The following is a 19,606-nucleotide window of genomic DNA, read 5'->3' as shown; positions in this document are numbered from 1 at the left end:
ATATATTGATCGCTTGCCCTGCGCCCTCAATGCCCGTGCGCTCCGTGATCAGCCTTGTGCTTGCCGTGGCTGACATCGGCGCTGTTCGACAGCTTGTCGACATAGGCGATGCCGACGGCCGAGAGGATGAAGACCACATGAATGATGGTCTGCCACATCACGCCGGTTTCGGTGAAGCTGGTGGTGCGCGAACCGGTATTGCCGAGACCGCCGGCCTCGATGAAGGTGCGCAGCAGATGGATCGACGAGATGCCGATGATCGCCATCGCCAGCTTGATCTTCAGCACGCTGGCATTGACGTGGCTGAGCCATTCCGGCTCATCCGGATGGCCGCGCAGATTGAGGCGCGACACGAAAGTCTCGTAGCCACCGACGATGACCATCACCAGCAGGTTCGAGATCATCACCACGTCGATCAGCCCGAGCACGACCAGCATGATCTGCTGCTCGCTGAAATCGAACGAATGGGTGACGAGATGCCAGAGCTCCTTCAGGAACAGAACGACATAGACGCCCTGCGCGATGATCAGGCCGATATAGAGCGGCAATTGCAGCCAACGCGATCCGAAGATCAGGACCGGGATCGGACGCATCGTGTGCGCCTTCTTCGGCGGCAAAGGCGTTTCAGGCGTCATGGACATGCGGGAGGTCTCGTTGTCGGGGGAATCTTCGGTGCGGTCTGCAATGCGGACTTATAGCGAGCGGTTCCCGACGTCATGATGTCCGGCCGCGCGGCAACTGGCCGCATCAGCGCTACTTTACAGCAACAATAAAGATTCGCGGGAAGCGCAGCAGCACCTTGCCATCGGCATGCGGCAGATAGGTCGCCGCGATGCGTGCAGTGTATTCGGCGATATAGGCTTTGCGATCGGCGCTTTCGAGCGGATCGACGAAGGGACGCAGGCCGGTGCCCTTCACCCATTCCACGATCGCCGACGCATCCGCCAGCGCGTGATTGTAGACGGTGTGCCAGATCTCGACGCGCGAACAGATCGGCTGCAGCGCATCGTAATAGACGCCGGGCTTCGGCAGGGAATCGCGCAACTCGGCCGCCTTGGAGAGCTGCTTGCGCCACGGCTCCATATGCGCGACTTCGCGCATCAGCACATGGCTTGGCTCATCGAGATTGTCGGGCATCTGCACCGCGAGGACACCGCCGGGCGGCAAACCGGTCGCGAGGCGCTTGAGCTGCTTCAGATGATCCGGCACCCACTGGAACACGGCATTGGCAAACAGCAAGTCGCTGCCGGCCGGCGGCACCCAATGGGCGATATTGGCCTCGATGAAGGTCTTGCCCGGCAGGCGCTCGCGCGCCTGACGGAGCATGTCGGCCGAGGTATCGACGCCAACCACCGCCGCTTCCGGCCAGCGATTGACGAGGAGCTCGGTGGAATTGCCGGGGCCGCAGCCGATATCGACGACCTTTCGCGCTTCGGCCAGCGGCACCTGCGCGAGCAGATCCCGCGCCGGGCGAGTCCGCTCATCCTCGAATTTCAGATATTGCTGCGCGCTCCAGTCCGACATCTCGCGATCTCCCCTCAGCGCGTCAGTTTCTTGTACTTCACGCGATGCGGGATGATGCTGTCCTGGCCGAGCCGGCGCATCTTGTCCTTCTCGTAGTCCTGGAAGTTGCCCTCGAACCATTCGACATGGCTGTCGCCTTCGAAAGCGAGGATATGCGTGGCGATACGATCGAGGAACCAGCGATCATGGCTGATGATCACGGCGCAGCCGGCAAAATCCTCCAACGCCTCTTCGAGCGCACGCAGCGTATCGACGTCGAGGTCGTTGGTCGGTTCGTCGAGCAGCAGGACGTTGGCGCCTGACTTCAGCATTTTTGCAAGATGCACGCGATTGCGTTCACCGCCTGACAGAGAACCGACCTTCTTCTGCTGGTCGCCGCCCTTGAAATTGAAGGCCGAGCAATAGCCGCGTGAATTGACTTCCTTCTTGCCGAGCAGGATCAGCTCGTTCTTGCCGGAAATCTCTTCCCAGACGGTCGCCTTGTCATCCAGCGCATCGCGCGACTGATCGACATAGCCGAGCTGCACGGTCTCGCCGACGGTGATGGTGCCGCCGTCCGGCTGCTCCTGCTTGGTGATCATCTTGAACAGCGTGGACTTGCCGGCGCCGTTCGGGCCGATCACGCCGACGATGCCGCCCGGCGGCAGCTTGAAGGTGAGATCGTCGATCAGCAGGCGATCGCCAAAGCCTTTGTTGAGATGCTCGAAATCGACCACGTTGTCGCCGAGGCGCTCGGCCACCGGGATGATGATCTGCGCAGACTGACTCTGCTTCTCGCTGGCCTGCTTGAGCAGGTCCTCATAGCGCTGGTAGCGCGCCTTCGACTTGGCCTGGCGGGCCTTGGGGGATGACGCGATCCACTCCTGCTCGCGGGCCAGCGTCTTCTGATGCGCAGCGTCCTCGCGGCCTTCCTGCTCGAGGCGCTTCTGCTTCTGCACCAGCCATGACGAATAGTTGCCCTCGTAAGGAATGCCGCGGCCGCGATCGAGCTCGAGGATCCAGGAGGTGACGTTGTCGAGGAAGTAGCGATCGTGGGTCACGATCAGGATGGCGCCAGGATAGTTGCGCAGATGGCCTTCCAGCCACGACACGGATTCGGCGTCGAGATGGTTGGTCGGTTCGTCGAGCAGCAGCAGTTCCGGCGCATCGAGCAGCAGCTTGCAGAGTGCTACGCGGCGGCGTTCACCGCCCGAGAGCTTGCTGACATCGGCATCGTCGGGCGGGCAGCGCAGCGCGTCCATCGCCTGATCGACCTTGCTGTCGAGATCCCATAGGCCCTGCGCCTCGATCTCGTCCTGCAGCTTGGTCATCTCGTCGGCGGTCTCTTCCGAGTAATTCATCGCCAGTTCGTTATAGCGATCGAGGATCGCCTTCTGCTTGGCGACGCCGAGCATCACATTCTCGCGCACCGTCAGCGAGGCATCGAGCTGTGGCTCCTGTTCGAGGTAGCCGACGCGGGCGCCCTGGGCGACCCAGGCTTCGCCGGTATATTCCTTGTCGAGGCCAGCCATGATTTTCAGCAGGGTCGATTTACCGGCGCCGTTGACGCCAAGCACGCCGATCTTGGCGTCCGGGTAGAACGACAAATGGACGTTATCCAGCACCTTGCGGGTCGGATAGGCCTTGGTGAGACCCTGCATGAAATAGACGAACTGGCGAGCCATCGTGATCCTTGAATCCGGAGCGTGAGCTTGAAAATCGGGTTGCCACCGATGTAGCGGCCATGCCCCCAAAGGGCAACGGGGGGTCTTAAGCAATTGGTAACGCTAGCGTCCGGAGGATTCCGGATCATGACAATTCGAACCGGTTTTTAATAACTGGCGACCACTGTGCTGACAGGGCGATTCCTCACGCCCGCCGCGGCCGGAGCCGCGGGCAGACAGGCGGAGCCCGTCATGGCGACTATGGCATCAGCACCTTCCAACGCGCGCACCGAGGCATCCTCGGCGCAGCCCGGATTGCTGCGCGAGATTCGCCAGTTCTGGCAGACCTTCTTCGTCGCCGCGTTCAATCCTTACCATCCGGAACAGCATTATATGCGCGGTCCCGGTCCGGCCTGCCGCGCCAAGGAAACGGCACCTACCTCACATTAAGCTGATCGCCCCGGAATTGCGGCCCGCGGCGCTTGCACGCTCCCGCGCGTCGCGCGATGTCTCCATCCCCTGACGGCACCTGCCTGCTGTCACCTGACCGGATGGATCGACCTCATGACGCGGCTGCGCTGTGCAATCCTCGACGACTACCAGAATGTCGCCCTCAAGCTGGCCGACTGGTCCGTGCTTGAGGATCGCATTGATGTCACTGTTTTCGACAAGCCGTTCATCTCACGTGACGAGGCCGTCGCCGCGCTCAAGGATTTCGAAATCGTTTGCGCCATGCGCGAGCGAACACCGTTCCCCCGAGACATGCTGGAGGCATTGCCGAAGCTGAAGCTCCTGATCACGTCGGGCATGCGCAATGCCGCGATCGATCTCGAAGCGGCCAAGGCGCATGGTGTCACGGTGTGCGGCACGGCAATGGTCGGCAATCCGACAGCGGGGCTCACCATCGGCCTGATGCTGGAACTGACCCGCAAGATCGGCTTCGAACATGCGCGCATGAAGGCCGGCGAGCCGTGGCAGGTGACCCTCGGCGAGGATGTCGAGGGCAAGACGCTGGGCATCATCGGGCTCGGCAAGCTCGGCACCAAGGTCGCGAAGATCGCGCAGGCGCTGGGCATGAAGGTACTGGCATGGAGCACCAATCTCACGCCGGAAGCCTGCACAAAGGCTGGCGTCAGTTATGCCGCGAAGGACGAGCTGTTCGCGAAGTCCGACGTCATCACCATTCACGTCGTGCTGAGCGATCGCTCGCGCGGCCTGGTGGGGCGCGAGGATCTCGCCCGCATGAAACCGACGGCTTATCTGATCAACACGGCGCGCGGTCCGATCGTGGATGAAACAGCGCTGCTCGAAACCCTTCAGGCAAAGAAGATCGCCGGCGCCGGCATCGACACTTATTCGCATGAGCCGCTACCGACCGACAGCCCGCTACGCAAGCTCGACAATGTCGTGATCACGCCGCATCTCGGCTATGTCACGGCGGAAAACTACAAGCGCATCTATGCCGAGATGATCGAGGGCATCACTGGCTTCCTGAAAGGCGAGCCGGTGCGTCCGCTGAACTGAACGACCAATCCCACAACGCAAAACGGGCGCAGTGCTTTCACACTGCGCCCGTTTTGTTTGAACATGCGTACCTAAATCAGCGCACCGTGACCGGAGCCGGCAGCGGCTGGATCGAGGACGGCTGCGTTCCCGGCAGGGGCGCGACATTGGCGCTGGGCATCGGGGCTGCGTTAGCGCTCGGACCCGGAACCGGCGCAGCCGATGCGGTGGTCGCCGGGGCCTTGCCCGGCCATACCACGACGCGGGTGCCGACCTTGGCGCGCTCGAACAGATCGGCGACGTCGTCATTCAGCATGCCGATGCAGCCCGACGACACCGACTTGCCGATGGTGGATGGCTGGTTGGTGCCATGGATGCGGTACACGGTGGAGCCGAGATACATGGCGCGGGCGCCCATCGGATTGCCTTCGCCGCCGGCCATGAAGCGCGGCAGATAAGGCTGGCGCTCGATCATTTCCGCCGGCGGATGCCAATCCGGCCACTCGGCCTTGCGGCTGATCTTCTGCACACCATTCCATGTGAAGCCGTCGCGGCCCACGCGCACGCCGTAACGCATGGCGCGGTTGTTACCGAGCACGTAATACAGATGGTAGTTCGGCGTATCGACGATGATGGTGCCTGCCGGCTCCTTGGTCACAAAGTTCACTTCCTGCTTGCGCAGGTTTGGCGGCAACTGGACCGGGCCGGCGTCGGGCTGCTCTTCCGGCGGCAGCGACGCCACCATCACCGAGCGGCCATTGGCGCCCATGTTCTGGCCACCTTGCGGCTGAACCGAACCGGTCACCGGAGCGCCCTGCGGCGCGCCGTAACCCTGATTGGCATAGCCACCCTGACCACCAACGGCCTCCGGCGGACGCATACCATTGTCGGCCGGACCACGATAGACCTCGGCAGGGCCTTGAGAGGAATAGGTCGCCGGCGGCTGCGCCATCGGGCGGCCGTAGCGCGGATCATCGGGCGACATCACGGGCCCTGCGGCGCGCGATCGGAATATTGCGGGGCGCCGGTGCCAGCCGGCGGAGCCAGCGGCGACGGTGGCGGAAGATCGGGATTGTAGGCAGTCCGCGGAGCCTGGGCCGGGCGGCCATAACGCGGATCATCCGGCGACATCACCGGGCCCTGATTGGTGGCATAGCCGGGCGCCGACAGGCCACCCTGCGGACGGCCATTGCGCGACGGGGTGTCATCCTCGTCCAGCGAGTCGAAATCAGGCATCGCATCCATGGCGTTGCCACGGGCATTGGCCGGATAGCCGCCTGGCTGATAGCCGGGTTCGGCGGGGATCGAGTAGCCGCTGTTCGAAGCTGCCGGATAGCCCTGCGCAGCCGCGAGCGAAAGCCCGGCGGCGCTGCTGAGAGCCACAGTCGCGAACGTCGTCAGAAAACGCTTGATCATCATTGCCCTTGTCGAAGATTCGAGCACAATATCGGATTGAAAGATTGACGATTGAGATCGCGCAGGATCACGGCGCATTCAAGACAAATCCGGGAAAAAGCCCCGCATTTTGGTCACATTCGCGCTTGTAACACGTGATCTTGCGCCAGAGTGACCAACTTGCCGCACTTCATGCGGCATCGTTACCCAGCACAACACCGTCGTTTCTGCCGCGCATCTTTTAACAAACGGTTCGCGGGCGGCTGCGGTATTGTCGGAACGGCCTGATTCGCGCTGGTGCGACACGGGCCTCCTGATGTGTGCCCACCGCGTTCCCCTGGTTCGAGAGCCTTCGCAGCCTGCCGAAGGCGGAACAGCTGTCATGCTTCCCGGCATTCGTTTCCTGTGCGCCGCCGTCATTCTCGCGGTCTCCCTGGTCGTGTTCGGCATGGGTGCCGCCGCACTGCTGCGCAGCGCCCATGAGGAATTTGCCAGCCTGCCGAACCGGCGCCCGCCGCCGGCCACGGTCTTCAGCCGTCAGCCGGAGCCGACACCCACGCTGGCGATGCTGCGGGTCGAGCCACGCCTGCCGGAGGTGACCGCGCCAGCCGCGCCCGAACAAACCGCCGTACCGGTGACCGAGGTCAAAGAACCCACGCCCGCACCAGAGCGGGTGGCAACCGCAGTGGCTCCCGTGCCAGAGCCCGAGGTGACGGCAGCTCAGCCGCCGGCCGCAGAGCCGGAAAAGCCGGCAGCCGTCGAAGTCGCCGTGGCGAGGCCGAGCGAGGCCGATGCTGTCGTTGCAGCTGCGCCGGTCGAGACACCCCTGCCCGCCGAAGTCGCACCGCAAACGCCGCCTGCGTCCGAACCGGAGACGACGGCCAGCATCTCGCTGCCATCGACAGCGACGATCATGGACATGCCGAACGCGACGCTCACGGCAGAAGACGCCAAACTGTCATCCAGCAAGGTCGCCGTACTCGGCGGTCCGCCGATCGATACCGAACCGGTGCCACTGCCAAATGCACGACCGACCGCAGAAACGCCGAAGGCGAAGCCGGTTCAGAAGAAGGTGGTGAAGAAGCCGGCCGTGAAACGCCGCCCGGTCGCCCAGCGCGCAGCTCCTGTCACCGCCGCTGCGCAGCCCAATGATCCGTTCGGGCTGTCGCAGCTTCGTTAAGTCTTGCGCCGTTACGCGGCCCCGGTCGCGACCGGCGGGCCGTTCTGCATGCCCCATTCCGACCACGAGCCGTCATAGAGCGCGGAGCCGCGGACGCCGAGGCGATAGAGCGCCAGTGTCAGCACGGCGGCGGACACGCCGGAGCCGCAGGTGGTCACCACCGGCTTTGCGATATCGAGACCGGCTTTGTCGAACGCCGCCCGCAAGGCGTCGAGCGGCTTCATGGTGCCGGTCGCCGCATCGATCAGCTCGTTGTAAGGCAGGTTGCGGCTACCCGGGATGTGGCCGGAGCGCAGGCCCGGCCGCGGCTCGGCGACACTTCCCTCGAAGCGATTGGCGGCACGCGCATCGATGGTCTGTTCAGTGCGACTATCGAGATTGGCCACGAGCTGCGCTTTGCTGCGCACATAGGATGGATCAAATTTTGCGCTGAACTTGCCCGGCTGCGGCGTCACCTTGCCGGCATCGACAGGGCGACCTTCGGCACGCCACTTCTTCAAACCACCGTCGAGGATCCTGACATTGGTGTGGCCGAAGGACAGAAACATCCACCACGCGCGCGGCGCGGCGACCCAGCCACCGGCGTCATAGAGAACGACCGTGTCATCGGACGAGATGCCGAGCCCGCCGATATCGCGCGCGAACTGCTCTTCGCTCGGATACATATGCGGCAAGTCCGATCCATGATCCGACACCGCATCGACATCGAAGAACACGGCGCCGGGAATATGCGCAGCGAGATAGTCGTCGATCGGCAGCGGCAGCACGCCGGGCATCTTGAAGGATGCATCGACGACCTTGACCTTGGGATCGCCGAGATGCGCGGCCAGCCATTCGGTGGAGACGAGCGGATCAGTGGTGGTCATTGCATATCCTCTCTGACGTCATTGCGAGCGAAGCGAAGCAATCCAGAAAACGGGTGAAGAAAGACTGGATTGCTTCGTCGCTACGCTCCTCGCAATGACGGTTACTTCGCCTTCGGCTCGACCTTCTCCACCGTGCCGCCGGCATTGCGCCAGGCCGTAAATCCGCCGCCGAGATGCGCGACCGGCTTCAGGCCCATATCGGCCGCGGTCTTCGCCGCCAGTGCCGAGCGCCAGCCTGAGGCGCAATGGAAGATGAATTTCTTGTCTTCCTGGAAGATCGGCTTGCCATAGGGGCTCTCCGGATCGATCCAGAATTCCAGCATGCCGCGGGTGCAGGAGAACGAGCCCGGGATCTTGCCTTCGCGTTCGATCTCGCGGGGATCGCGGATATCGACGATGACGACATCGGGGCTTTGCGCCGCCTTGATGACATCCTCGACGCTCATGGTCTCGATCTGCGCATTGGCTTCATCGAGCAGCGCCTTGTAGCCGCGGGTGATCGTCTGGGTCATGCTTTCCTCACCAATTCCTTCATCGCTCCTTCCAGGCCTTCGATGGTCAGCGGATACATCCGCTCGGACAACAGACGACGAATGATCGTCGTCGATTCCGAGTAATCCCAGTGCCGCTGCGCCACCGGGTTAAGCCATACCGTGTTCGGATAGGTCTGCGTCACGCGCTCCAGCCACACTGAACCGGCCTCTTCATTCACATGCTCGACGGACCCGCCGGGCACCATGATCTCATAGGGTGACATGGAGGCATCGCCGACGAACACCACCTTGTAGTCATGCGCGTATTTATGCAGCACGTCCCAGGTCGGCGTGCGATCGGTGAAGCGGCGCTTGTTCTGCTTCCACACGCCTTCATAGAGACAGTTGTGGAAGTAGAAATACTCCATGTGCTTGAACTCGCTCTTGGCGGCCGAGAACAGCTCCTCAACCTGTTCGATATGCGAATCCATGGAGCCGCCGATATCGAAGAAAACCAGCACCTTCACCGCATTGCGCCGCTCCGGCCGCATATGGACGTCGAGATAACCGTGATTGGCGGTCTCGCGAATCGTGGTGTCGAGATCGAGTTCATCGGCCGATCCCGTGCGCGCAAATTTGCGCAGCCGGCGCAGCGCCACCTTGATGTTGCGGATGCCGAGCTCGACATTGCCGTCGAGATCCTTGAACTCGCGCTTGTCCCAGACCTTCACGGCGCGCTGGTTGCGGCTCTTTTCCTGGCCGATGCGGATGCCTTCGGGATTGTAGCCCTGGGCGCCGAAGGGCGAGGTGCCGGCGGTGCCGATCCACTTGCTGCCGCCCTGATGGCGCTCCTTCTGCTCTTCGAGGCGCTTCTTCAGCGTCTCCATGAGCTTGTCCCAGCCCATGGCCTCGATCTGCTTCTTCTCTTCGTCGGTGAGATATTTCTCGGCGAGCTTGCGCAGCCACTCTTCCGGAATCTCCGCCTTCTCCATGGCGTCGAGCAGATTCTCGAGGCCCTTGAAGGTCGAGCCGAACACCCGGTCGAACTTGTCGAGGTTGCGCTCGTCCTTCACCAAAGCGGCGCGGGAGAGATAATAGAAATTCTCGACCGACTGATCCGCCAGATTGGCGTCGAGCGCTTCCATCAGCGTGAGATACTCACGCAGCGTGACCGGAACCTGCGCATCGCGCAGCGAAGTGAAAAATTGCAGGAACATGATTGACAGATTGCCCGAGCCCCGGCGTCCGTCAAGGCTGCTGGCGGTAGATATTTCCACATGACCCTGCCGCACCTTGGCCAGCGCCGTGGCGAATTGGCCAATTTCGTCAAGCCACACCGCGGAATTCCGCAAAACGGCATGGTGAAGCAATGATCTGCGAGATTGCAGGTATTTGTTTCAACACTTCCGGCCGCGGTAACCACATGAGAGAGTGTCACGCCTAGACTGCCTGTTCTTAGCTATCGTGCAAGCAAGACGGGACCATGCTGATGGCCCGATCGCATCGCAGACACGGCAAGCATGGCCACACCGACCAACACGAGCACAAGCTATCCAAGCCGGCTCTCGGCACCGGGCGTCATCGTCACGGTGTTCGTGCTGGCGATGAGCGCGTGCGTGCTTGGCCTTGTGCTCTGGAAGGCTGTCGATGCACGACGGAGTGCGCTGCTGCAAAGCGAGGTCGATATCCGCAACCTCGCGCATTCGCTGCAGGAGCATGCATCGCATACGTTTCAAGCCGCGGACGTCGCCATGAGTGGCATGGTCGACCTGCTCAAATACCAGAACCCGCGCGCCGACCGTTTCAACCAGTTTCTCGCCAACACCGCAAAATCATTGCCGCAAATCCGCGAATTCGGCGTGCTCGATGCGACTGGCGAATGGCGCTACTCGTCGCTTCCCGACAATCCCGCCACAACAACTATGATCGTCCCTACTTCACCTATCACCGCGAACACGATGACCCGTCGCTGCGCGTGAACACGCCGCTGCAGTCGCGCCTGACGGGACAGATGACGATCCTGCTCTCCAGGCGGATCAGCAATCAGGATGGTAGCTTCAACGGCGTGCTGGTCGCCGCCATCGGCAGCGACTACTTCAACAACTTCTTCAAGAGCTTCGACCTCGGCGAGCAATCCGGCATCAGCCTGCTGCGCAATGACGGCATCGTGCTGGCGCATTCGCCATCCCAGAACGTCGGCAAGGACCTGTCCGACACCCAGCTCTTTCGCAGCAAGATCAAGGAAGCACGTAACGGATTCTACCGGGTCGCATCGCCATTCGACGGGGTGACGAAGTATTTCGGCTACGAGCAAAGCGCGGACTATCCGGTGATCGTCACTGTCGCCGTGCCCGAAGAAAAGGTGCTCGCCGACTGGCGCGGCAATCTTCAATCGGACATCGCCGTCGCCGCGGTCCTGCTCTGCAGCGTCATTCTGCTGGCGGCCCTGCTCTCGACCCAGTTCCGCTTCCGGATGAACATGGAGAATGCGCTGCGTGAGCGCGAGTCGCGCTATCGGCTGCTTGCCGACAATATCGCTGACGTCGTCATCCTGCTCGATCGCGCAGGCAACTTCCTCTATGTCTCGCATTCGGTCGAATTCGTCCTCGGATTGGACCCGAAGGCGCTTCTCGGCCGGTCCTGCCTCGACCTCGTGCATCCCGACGACCTCGCCGCCGTCCGCGCCGCCAGCGCGCGCCTGATCGATAGGGTCACAACTCAGAATGTCGTGTTCAGAACCTATCGTGACGACGAATCGGTCGCGTGGGTCGAGATCAATTTCAAGCTTGCCGAACGGGCGGAAGATGCCGACGACAAGATCGAAATCGTGGGCGTGCTCCGCGACGTTACCCAACGCAAGCTGATGCAGGACGAGCTCACCGCACTGAATGCGCGCCTCGCCGAACTCGCGACCACCGACGGCCTCACAGGTCTCGCCAACCGTCGCACGCTCGACAGCTTTCTGACCCGCAGCTTTGCGCAGAACGACAAGCTTGCGGTGCTGCTGATCGATATCGATCATTTCAAGGGCTACAATGACAATATGGGCCACCAGGCCGGCGACGACTGCCTGAAGCGGGTCGCCACGGTCCTGGCCGACGCCACGATCAACACGTCCGCTTTGTCTGCCCGCTATGGTGGCGAGGAATTCGCCATCATCCTGCCGGACGTGTCCGAAGCAGACGCGCTACGCGTTGCCGATGCTGTGCGTTTGAGGGTACGCGCGCTGGAGATTTCCAATCCCGCCGCACCACGCGGCTATCTGTCGATCAGCGTCGGCGTCGCCAACCGGCATGCCCAAACGCCGAACGAGGCCGTCCTGCTCGGCGAGGCCGACATTGCGCTCTATGAGGCCAAGCGGCGCGGGCGCGATTGCGTGATGACGCATTCCGACTTCGAGCGCGACTATTTCAGCGCCGGGTTCAGCCAGTAAGGCGCCAACCGCTCCGGAATGGTATGTTCCGCGTCATGGCATATGTATCGCTATGCATGCCGAGCCGGCTGGACCTGCCCGATAATTCAATTAAACTTCATCCAGATGCATTGTCGCAGCGTCATTTCGCAGTGACGCCATGAAGGATTGACCGATGGGAATTCTCGCAGCACTGCTGATTGGCGCCATCGCCGGCTGGCTTGCCGGACTGATCGTGCGCGGCGCCGGATTCGGCCTGATCGGCAATATCGTGATCGGCATCATCGGTGCCCTGGTCGCGAGCTGGCTGTTTCCCCGGCTCGGAATCAGTCTCGGCAGCAGCGGCATCCGGGACATCGTCAACGCCACCATCGGCGCCGTCATCGTACTGGTCATCCTGTCGCTGATCAGACGCTAGCCCCTTTCTCCACGCGGCGATCATCGCCCTCTCCATCGCTCAAGCGCGCTGCCGCGCCACAAGAAGAACAAGGCAATCTCTCGATGAAGTTTACCGGTACCAAAGACTACGTCGCCACCGATGACCTCAAGGTCGCCGTCAATGCCGCCATCGTGCTGGAGCGCCCGCTGCTGGTGAAGGGCGAACCCGGCACCGGCAAGACCGTGCTGGCCGAGGAAGTGGCCAAGGCGCTCGGCTCGCCGCTGCTGACCTGGCACATCAAGTCCACCACCAAGGCGCAGCAGGGCCTGTATGAATACGACGCGGTCTCGCGCCTGCGCGACAGCCAGCTCGGCGATCCCCGCGTGTCGGATATCGCCAACTACATCAAGCGCGGAAAATTGTGGGAAGCTTTCACCCATGCCGAGCGTCCGGTGCTGCTGATCGACGAAATCGACAAGGCCGACATTGAGTTCCCGAACGATCTGCTGCTCGAACTCGACCGTATGGAATTCCATGTCTACGAGACCGGCGAGACTATCAAGGCCAGCAAGCGCCCGGTGGTGATCATCACGTCAAACAATGAGAAGGAATTGCCGGACGCTTTCCTGCGCCGCTGCTTCTTCCACTACATCAAGTTCCCCGAAATGGAGACGATGAACGCGATCGTCGAAGTCCATTTCCCGGGCATCAAGCAGCGCCTGGTCGCCGAAGCCATGCGCATCTTCTTCGAGGTGCGCGACGTGCCGGGCCTGAAGAAGAAGCCATCGACCTCGGAACTGCTCGACTGGCTGAAGCTGCTGGTCAATGAGGACATGTCGCCGGAGCAGCTGCGCGAACGCGATCCGCGCAAGCTGATCCCGCCGCTGCATGGCGCGCTGCTCAAGAACGAGCAGGACGTGCACCTGTTCGAGCGGCTAGCCTTCCTGAACCGCCGCGAAGTCTGAGATACCGGAGGGCGGCCATTTTGCCGCCCTTTTCTATTCTGAACTCCGCAGTGAGGCGATCAACGACACGATCGCGAGCACGATGACGACGGCGCCATAAACATAAGCGACGACGGCCAGCCCGACGAACGGCACCGAGACGCCGGCCGCCAGCGCTGGCAGGCTGAAGGCTAGATACGAGATCACATAGAACGTCGCCAGCAGGCCCGCGCGCTGATGCGCTTCGGCGGTCGGCAGCAATGTGCTGAGCACGCCTGCGAAGGACGATCCGAAGCCGATTCCGGAAATGGCCGTTCCGAGGAAGAGTGCCATGGTGCTGTGCTGCTGGATGCCGAGCAGCGTGACCGCTACGCCGATGGACAAAGTGACAGTTCCGATCAGCAGCAACCGGCGTGCCGGCAGATGGCGCAACGCCCCTACCGACAACGCGCCCGACAGCATCAACACCGCGACGACGACACCGCCAACCCATGGTGCACTGACTCCCATGGTGACAGCAACGATGGTCGGCATCAGCGACAGATAGAAACCGCCAAGCGCCCAGCTCGCAATCGTCGCCGGCGCCACCATCAACAGCGCCGCGCGCGACTGCGCGGGCACCCGCATATTCGGCCGGAGCGATGCGAGAGCACCCGACTTGCGTGACACCGTTTCGGGCATGAACCACAACAGCACGATCAGCACAGCGGTGATCGCGAACAACACTTCATAGACGAGATGAAACGGATCAGGCGCGAAGGTCACCAGCAGCCCGGCGCCGAGCGCGCCGACCATCAGGCCGATGAAGGCGCTGACGCTGTTGAGCAGCGGTCCACGTATACGGTCGCTGTCGAGAATGGCAGCACCGAGCGTCGTCGTCGAGGCACCGACACAGAGCCCCTGAACGGCGCGGGCAAGGATGAGGTCGCCGACATCGGTGGCATAGGAGAACAACATCATGGCCACGGCATTGACGATCAGGCCGCCCAGAATGACCGGACGCCGACCGACATAGTCCGATAGTCCCCCAACCGTGAGGAGCGCCGCAAGCAGACTGATCGCATAGACCGCGAAGACCAGCGTGATCATCAGCGGCGTGAGATGCATGCTCTCCTGATAAAGCCGATAAAGCGGCGTCGCCGCGCTGCTGCTGCCGACCACCGTGCCGGCGGCTACAAAGCTATAAGCCGTCATGACCCAAAGCGGGGCACGCTTTGCGGTCGCCGCGCCTGATGATGCAGAGACGCAGGTCTCCCCGGAGCTTCCTTGCATGGCGGCCTCCTAAAGGCTAATTATTTGCTTTAGTGAAGCTAGGACGCCTCACCGCTTAATGCAAATCTTTTGCGTTAAGAGATGGCGGCATTTTAGCATGGCTTGTCTTCGGGAGACGACGTGGCGGCGAAAGAACGAACCAGGACGGGCGGTCGAAGCGCGCGCATTCAGGGCGCCGTGCATGATGCTGTGCGCAAACTGGGCGGCCTTTCCACCCGAAACCAGATCACGGTGCCGCAAATTGCTGCCGAGGCCGGCGTCACGCCCTCCACCATCTACCGCCGCTGGGGTGACCTGCAATCGCTGCTGGCCGACGTTGCCGTGGCGCGGTTGCGGCCGATCGGGGAGCCCGACGACACCGGCGCCGTTGAGACCGACCTGCGGGCCTTCATCGAGCAATATGCCGAGGAAATGTCATCGCCGGTCGGCCGCGCGCTGCTGCGGGACGGGACGCTGGACGCGGCGGACGGACAGGCCTGTGTCTGCTGCAGCTTCACCAACGACCATCTCACGACCCTCACCGAGCGGGCCAAGGCGCGCGGCGAGACGCCGTTCGATATCGAAGAAGTCATCGATCACATCGTTGCGCCCATCGTCTATCGCATCCTGATCAGCCAGGAGCCGCCAACGCCGGACTATTGCGGGAAACTGATCGACCGGATTTATCCGAAGAAGTGAGTCCGTAGCTGGATGAAGCGAAGCGCAATCCAGGAATCAGAGCCTCAGCACATCGCCGGTCCCCGGATTGCGCTTCGCTCCATCCGGGCTACGCGATCACCGCGCCTTCTCATCCAACTGATAAGTCAGATGCGCCTTCACCGTCGGCCATTCGCCGGGGAGAATACTATACACCACCGTATCACGCAGCGTGCCGTTCGGCGCGATCTGGTGATTGCGCATGATGCCGTCCTGCTTGGCGCCGAGACGCTCAATGGCGCGGCGGGACTGGTGGTTGAAGAAATGCGTGCGGAATTCCACCGCGATACAATCGAGCTTCTCGAAGGCGTGCTCCAGCAGCATCAGCTTGCATTGCGTATTGAGCGCGGTGCGCTGGACCCATTTGCCGTACCAGGTCGAACCGATCTCGACCCGGCGATTGGCGGCATCGACATTCATGTAGGTCGTCATGCCGGCGATCTTGCCGGTGGCATCCTTCACCGTCCAGGGCAGCATCGCGCCCGCCGCCTGCAGCGACAGGCGCCGGTCGATCTCGGCGTCCATCTTTTCCGGCGCCGGGATCGCGGTGTACCAGATCTTTGAGAGATCGCCGTCCTGCGCGGCCGCGATCAAGCCGTCGCAGTGGGATTTGGCGAGAGGCTCGAGCCGGGCGTGAGGTCCGCTAAGGGTGACAGGTTCAAGCCACGGCATCTTGTATCTCTCTTTCGTCATTGCGAGCCCAGGCAAAATTGGCTTTTGCCAATTTTGCCTGGGCGAAGCAATCCAGTTTTCTTCGCACGGCCCCTGGATTGCTTCGTCACTATCGCTCCTCGCAATGACGACTACTTATTCAAGAAATTCAGCGGCAGGCCACCGCGCGGCCAGTCCATCGCGATCAGCTCGCCCTTGCCCGACAGCGTGATGTAGGCCGTCTTCAGCTCCGGTCCGCCAAACGCGATATTCGTCGTCACGCGATCGCCCGTCTCGACTTGTTCGACCAATTTGCCGTCCGGCGCAATCACGGAAATGCAGCCGCTCACAAGCGTGGCGACGCAGACATTGCCGGACGCTTCCACCGCCAGCGAGTCGAACATCTGATAGCCGCCGAGGCCGCAGATCGGCCGCCCGCGTTCACCGCGATAGATCGTATCAGCCGCAACCACTTCGCCGGGCGAGCCGACATTATAGGCCCACAACCGGCCGGTCGGCGTCTCGGCGATATACATGGTCTTCTCGTCCGGCGAGAGACCGATGCCGTTGGCCGGCAGCACGCCGATCACCTGTTCGGTGATCTCGCTCATGCCCGGCTTGATATAATAGGCCCCGCCCACATCCATGTCGCGCGCGCGGCGCTTGCCGAGTTCGCTGAACCACAGCCCGCCCTGCTTGTCGAAGACGAGATCGTTGGGGCCCTTGAGATTGTGCTCGCCGCATTTGGTGAACAGCGTCTCGACCTTGCCCGAGGTGAGATCGACGCGCTGGATCGCGCCGCCGATATATTCATGCGGCTCCGGCGCATGGGGCATCAAGGTGCCGCGCGACGGCACCCAGCTGAAGCCGCCATTATTGGTGATGTACATCTTGCCGTCCGGCCCGAGCGCTGCGCCATTCGGGCCGCCCGGAATCTTGGCCACGACTTCCTTGCGGCCATCGGGATAGACCCGCGTCAGTTGCTGCGCGCGGATTTCCACCAGCACCACGGAGCCATCCGGCATCACCACGGGGCCTTCGGGGAATGCGAGATCGGTGGCGAGAACGCGGATATTTGGGCTGGACATGGACAGGCCTCCCTCGGCTTTTTCTTGGATCGCCGATCGATGTCGGCGCGCGAACGAAGGAAGTAGATCAAACCGGTCTCAGCCTGCCAAGGCGCGCAAATGCATGGCCACTTGCACGCCGGCGCCATTCCGCCTTAGCTACGGTCACAAAAACAGAACGCCACAAGAAACGCCAAGAGGAAGCAGATGTCTGAGCCCGTCGCATCATCCACATCCGATGAAGTGCTTTATTCCGTCGCCGACAATATCGCGACGATCACGCTCAATCGCCCCGAGCGGATGAACACGATTTCGCGCGAGATGCTGGCACAGCTGAGCGCGCTTTTCCTCAAAGCCGACGCCGATCCCGACGTGCGTGTTGTCGTCCTGACCGCCGCCGGCCGGATGTTCTGCGCCGGGCTCGACATGGTCAGCGCCACCCAGGGCAAAGGCATCGGCTCGGCCAATGACGCCAACAGCTCGCGCACCACCCTCGACATGAAGTCCGCGCAGCCCATCGTGATGTTCAACATGGAGAAGCCGACCATCTGCCTGCTCAATGGCGCTGCGGCCGGCTATGGCATGGACATCGCGCTCAATTGCGACATCCGCATCATGGCGGAAAGCGCCAAATTCGCTGCCGCTTTCGTCAAGCGCGGCGTGGTGCCGGAATCCGGCGGCACCTGGTTTCTGCCGCGCATGATCGGCTGGGCCAAAGCAGCCGAGCTGATCTTCACTGGTCGCACGCTGTCGGCACGCGAGAGCCTCGACATGGGCCTGACCAACGAAGTTGTCGCTGATGCAGAATTGCAGGCGCGCGGTCGGGCCGTCGCCACCGAGATCGCCGCCAATGCGCCGCTTGCCGTGCAGGCCGCCAAGCGCATGATGCGCGCCGGCCTCTCGGAGAACTTCGGCGAACACGTCCATCACGTCTTCCTGCAATTGCTGCCGCTGTTTCGCACCGACGATTTTCGGGAGGGCATGGCTTCGTTCCTCGAAAAGCGTCCTGCCGATTTCAAGGGGCGCTAGAGCATGATCCCGAAAAGTGGACGCCAGTTTTCGGATAAGATCATGCTCTAACTCCAGCGCCTGTGCAGCGCGATACCGCGGCGCTTGTGCGCCGCGGCGACGATTGCCGGCGCATCTCGCTTTCCAAGTGTTAGGCTTGGTGCATACTCCCGCCATTCGAGCCGCATCATGCAAGCCTGCGCAGACAGGCGGTGCGGTTGATCGAACCACAGGGAGGACCATCGTCATGCATGACTGGAATGTCCTGCGAGCCATCACGCTCGCCAGCTTCGCTCTCGCGCTACCTGCCACTGCAAGCCACGCTCAGAAGAAATACGACACCGGCGCCAGCGATACCGAGATCAAGATCGGCAACATCATGCCCTATAGCGGGCCGGCTTCGTCCTACGCCACCATCGGCAAGACCGAGGCCGCCTATTTCAAGATGATCAACGAGAAAGGCGGTATCAACGGCCGCAAGATCACCTTCATCAGCTATGACGACGGCTACTCGCCGCCGAAGACCGTCGAGCAGGCGCGCAAACTGGTCGAGAATGACGAAGTGCTGTTCATCCTGAACCCGCTGGGCACGCCGGGAAACACGGCGATTCAGAAATACATGAACACGAAGAAGGTGCCGCAGCTGTTCGTGTCCACAGGCGCTGCAAAATGGGCTGATCCGAAGAATTTTCCATGGACCATGGGATGGCAGCCCAGCTACCAGGCCGAAGCACGGATCTATGCGCAATACATCATGAAGAACCATCCTGGCAAAAAAGTCGGCGTGCTCTATGCCAATGACGATTTCGGCAAGGACTATATCGTCGGCCTGCATGAAGGCTTCGGCGACAAGTTGAAGGACTACATCGTCACCGAAGTGCCCTATGAAACGGCATCACCGACAGTGGACTCGCAGATCGTCCAGATCAAGGCGGCCAATCCCGACATCTTCATCAACATCGCCACGCCGAAATTTGCGGCACAGGCGATCAAGAAGGTCGGCGAGATGGGCTGGAAGCCGGTCCATATCGTCACCAACGTCTCGGCATCGGTCGGCAGCGTGATGAAGCCGGCCGGCTACGCCAATTCGCAGGATGTACTGAGCGCCGCCTATATGAAGGATCCCAAGGACCCGACATGGAAGGACGACGCCGGCATGAAGGAATGGAGCGCCTTCATGGACAAGTATTATCCCGAAGGCGACAAGGACGACGGCGCCACCGTGTTCGGTTACGGCGTCTCGCAAGGTATCGTGCAGGTGCTCAAGCAATGCGGCGATGATCTCACCCGCGAGAATATCATGAAGCAGGCTGCCAATCTGAACATGGAGATCGGCATCTATCTGCCGGGCACCAAGATCAAGACCAGCCCGACGGACTTTAGCCCGCTCGAACAACTGCAGATGATGAAGTTCAAGGGCGAAAGCTGGGAATTGTTCGGACCTTTGATGTCCGGCGAGAAAGCTTCGTAAGCCTGTTCCACCATGCGAAACGCCCCTCTCCATTTCTGGAGAGGGGTTCTCCGCTGACGTCGCTATGCGCCCATGCGTGGACATGCATTACTTGCAATTAGCCGGTGGTCAGCGAATGCCCG

General features: G+C 61.8%; 19 protein-coding genes and 1 pseudogene. 10 read left to right on the top strand and 10 right to left on the bottom strand.

The features are described 5' to 3' along the window. Positions 1-26: 26 nt before the first annotated feature. The 3 genes from RPMA_RS08955 to ettA form a co-directional block, all read right to left on the bottom strand. Positions 27-641 carry a TIGR00645 family protein gene (locus RPMA_RS08955; RefSeq protein WP_211912473.1) on the bottom strand — a complete coding sequence of 205 codons (615 nt, stop codon included), beginning with the start codon at positions 639-641 and terminating at the stop codon, positions 27-29. A gap of 112 nt (positions 642-753) precedes the next feature. Continuing rightward, positions 754-1,524 carry a trans-aconitate 2-methyltransferase gene (gene tam / locus RPMA_RS08950; RefSeq protein WP_211912472.1) on the bottom strand — a complete coding sequence of 257 codons (771 nt, stop codon included), beginning with the start codon at positions 1,522-1,524 and terminating at the stop codon, positions 754-756. Positions 1,525-1,538: 14 nt separating this feature from the next. After that, entirely contained in the window at positions 1,539-3,188 is a 1,650-nt protein-coding gene (gene ettA / locus RPMA_RS08945) for an energy-dependent translational throttle protein EttA (protein ID WP_211912471.1), read from the bottom strand. A gap of 231 nt (positions 3,189-3,419) precedes the next feature. On the opposite strand from ettA, the gene RPMA_RS08940 reads away from it, so the two are divergent. Continuing rightward, on the top strand, positions 3,420-3,617 hold the full coding sequence (locus RPMA_RS08940) for a hypothetical protein (protein ID WP_211912470.1): 198 nt from the start codon (positions 3,420-3,422) through the stop codon (positions 3,615-3,617). A gap of 114 nt (positions 3,618-3,731) precedes the next feature. Further along, positions 3,732-4,691 carry a D-2-hydroxyacid dehydrogenase family protein gene (locus tag RPMA_RS08935; protein WP_211912469.1) on the top strand — a complete coding sequence of 320 codons (960 nt, stop codon included), beginning with the start codon at positions 3,732-3,734 and terminating at the stop codon, positions 4,689-4,691. A gap of 76 nt (positions 4,692-4,767) precedes the next feature. Here RPMA_RS08935 and RPMA_RS08930 read toward each other — a convergent pair. Continuing rightward, positions 4,768-6,089, bottom strand: a pseudogene (locus RPMA_RS08930) (L,D-transpeptidase). A 358-nt stretch (positions 6,090-6,447) separates the two neighbouring features. Between RPMA_RS08930 and RPMA_RS08920 the strand changes: the two are divergent. Continuing rightward, positions 6,448-7,245 carry a hypothetical protein gene (locus RPMA_RS08920; protein ID WP_211912466.1) on the top strand — a complete coding sequence of 266 codons (798 nt, stop codon included), beginning with the start codon at positions 6,448-6,450 and terminating at the stop codon, positions 7,243-7,245. 11 nt (positions 7,246-7,256) lie between these two features. Here the strand turns inward: RPMA_RS08920 and sseA are convergent, their stop codons facing one another. The 3 genes from sseA to RPMA_RS08905 all read right to left on the bottom strand — a co-directional run bounded on the left by sseA (position 7,257) and on the right by RPMA_RS08905 (position 9,801). Continuing rightward, positions 7,257-8,111: a 3-mercaptopyruvate sulfurtransferase gene (gene sseA / locus RPMA_RS08915; protein WP_211912465.1), complete on the bottom strand. Its 855-nt coding sequence runs from the start codon at positions 8,109-8,111 to the stop codon at positions 7,257-7,259. 101 nt (positions 8,112-8,212) lie between these two features. Next, a complete protein-coding gene (locus RPMA_RS08910) occupies positions 8,213-8,623 on the bottom strand; it encodes a rhodanese-like domain-containing protein (RefSeq protein WP_211912464.1) in 411 nt (136 codons plus the stop codon). Then, the gene (locus RPMA_RS08905; RefSeq protein WP_211913580.1) at positions 8,620-9,801 is read right to left on the bottom strand and encodes a vWA domain-containing protein; all 1,182 of its coding nucleotides are present in this window, start codon (positions 9,799-9,801) and stop codon (positions 8,620-8,622) included. The genes RPMA_RS08910 and RPMA_RS08905 overlap by 4 nt, the downstream gene beginning before the upstream one ends. A 303-nt stretch (positions 9,802-10,104) precedes the next feature. Between RPMA_RS08905 and RPMA_RS08900 the strand changes: the two genes are divergently transcribed. The 4 genes from RPMA_RS08900 to RPMA_RS08885 all read left to right on the top strand — a co-directional run bounded on the left by RPMA_RS08900 (position 10,105) and on the right by RPMA_RS08885 (position 13,340). Further along, positions 10,105-10,563: a PDC sensor domain-containing protein gene (locus RPMA_RS08900; RefSeq protein ID WP_211912463.1), complete on the top strand. Its 459-nt coding sequence runs from the start codon at positions 10,105-10,107 to the stop codon at positions 10,561-10,563. Then, positions 10,464-12,017 (top strand): sensor domain-containing diguanylate cyclase, encoded by a 1,554-nt coding sequence (locus tag RPMA_RS08895; protein ID WP_211912462.1) that lies wholly within the window; start codon positions 10,464-10,466, stop codon positions 12,015-12,017. The genes RPMA_RS08900 and RPMA_RS08895 overlap by 100 nt, the downstream gene beginning before the upstream one ends. 154 nt (positions 12,018-12,171) lie before the next feature. Continuing rightward, positions 12,172-12,414 (top strand): GlsB/YeaQ/YmgE family stress response membrane protein, encoded by a 243-nt coding sequence (locus tag RPMA_RS08890; protein ID WP_211912461.1) that lies wholly within the window; start codon positions 12,172-12,174, stop codon positions 12,412-12,414. A gap of 83 nt (positions 12,415-12,497) precedes the next feature. Further along, positions 12,498-13,340 (top strand): AAA family ATPase, encoded by an 843-nt coding sequence (locus tag RPMA_RS08885; protein WP_211912460.1) that lies wholly within the window; start codon positions 12,498-12,500, stop codon positions 13,338-13,340. 33 nt (positions 13,341-13,373) lie between these two features. Here RPMA_RS08885 and RPMA_RS08880 read toward each other — a convergent pair whose 3' ends face one another. Then, positions 13,374-14,513, bottom strand: a complete 1,140-nt coding sequence (locus RPMA_RS08880; protein ID WP_211912459.1) for an MFS transporter — start codon at positions 14,511-14,513, stop codon at positions 13,374-13,376. A 198-nt stretch (positions 14,514-14,711) separates the two neighbouring features. Here RPMA_RS08880 and RPMA_RS08875 point away from each other — a divergent pair, with 198 nt between their 5' ends. Continuing rightward, entirely contained in the window at positions 14,712-15,269 is a 558-nt protein-coding gene (locus RPMA_RS08875; protein WP_211912458.1) for a TetR/AcrR family transcriptional regulator, read from the top strand. A gap of 96 nt (positions 15,270-15,365) precedes the next feature. Here the strand turns inward: RPMA_RS08875 and RPMA_RS08870 are convergent, their stop codons facing one another. Both RPMA_RS08870 and RPMA_RS08865 read right to left on the bottom strand, forming a co-directional pair. Then, complete coding sequence (locus RPMA_RS08870; protein ID WP_211912457.1) at positions 15,366-15,959, bottom strand: GNAT family N-acetyltransferase; 594 nt, start codon at positions 15,957-15,959, stop codon at positions 15,366-15,368. Positions 15,960-16,090: 131 nt separating this feature from the next. Further along, the gene (locus RPMA_RS08865; protein WP_211912456.1) at positions 16,091-17,026 is read right to left on the bottom strand and encodes an SMP-30/gluconolactonase/LRE family protein; all 936 of its coding nucleotides are present in this window, start codon (positions 17,024-17,026) and stop codon (positions 16,091-16,093) included. A gap of 186 nt (positions 17,027-17,212) precedes the next feature. On the opposite strand from RPMA_RS08865, the gene RPMA_RS08860 reads away from it, so the two are divergent. Continuing rightward, positions 17,213-18,034, top strand: a complete 822-nt coding sequence (locus RPMA_RS08860; RefSeq protein WP_211912455.1) for an enoyl-CoA hydratase/isomerase family protein — start codon at positions 17,213-17,215, stop codon at positions 18,032-18,034. 226 nt (positions 18,035-18,260) lie between these two features. Then, positions 18,261-19,484 carry an ABC transporter substrate-binding protein gene (locus tag RPMA_RS08855; RefSeq protein ID WP_211912454.1) on the top strand — a complete coding sequence of 408 codons (1,224 nt, stop codon included), beginning with the start codon at positions 18,261-18,263 and terminating at the stop codon, positions 19,482-19,484. Positions 19,485-19,606 lie beyond the last annotated feature (122 nt).

Source organism: Tardiphaga alba (assembly GCF_018279705.1).
In the GTDB taxonomy this organism is placed as follows: Bacteria; Pseudomonadota; Alphaproteobacteria; order Rhizobiales; family Xanthobacteraceae; genus Tardiphaga; species Tardiphaga alba.
The sequence above is the reverse complement of the archived record's forward strand: the minus strand, read 5'-3'. Positions and strand labels throughout refer to the sequence as shown.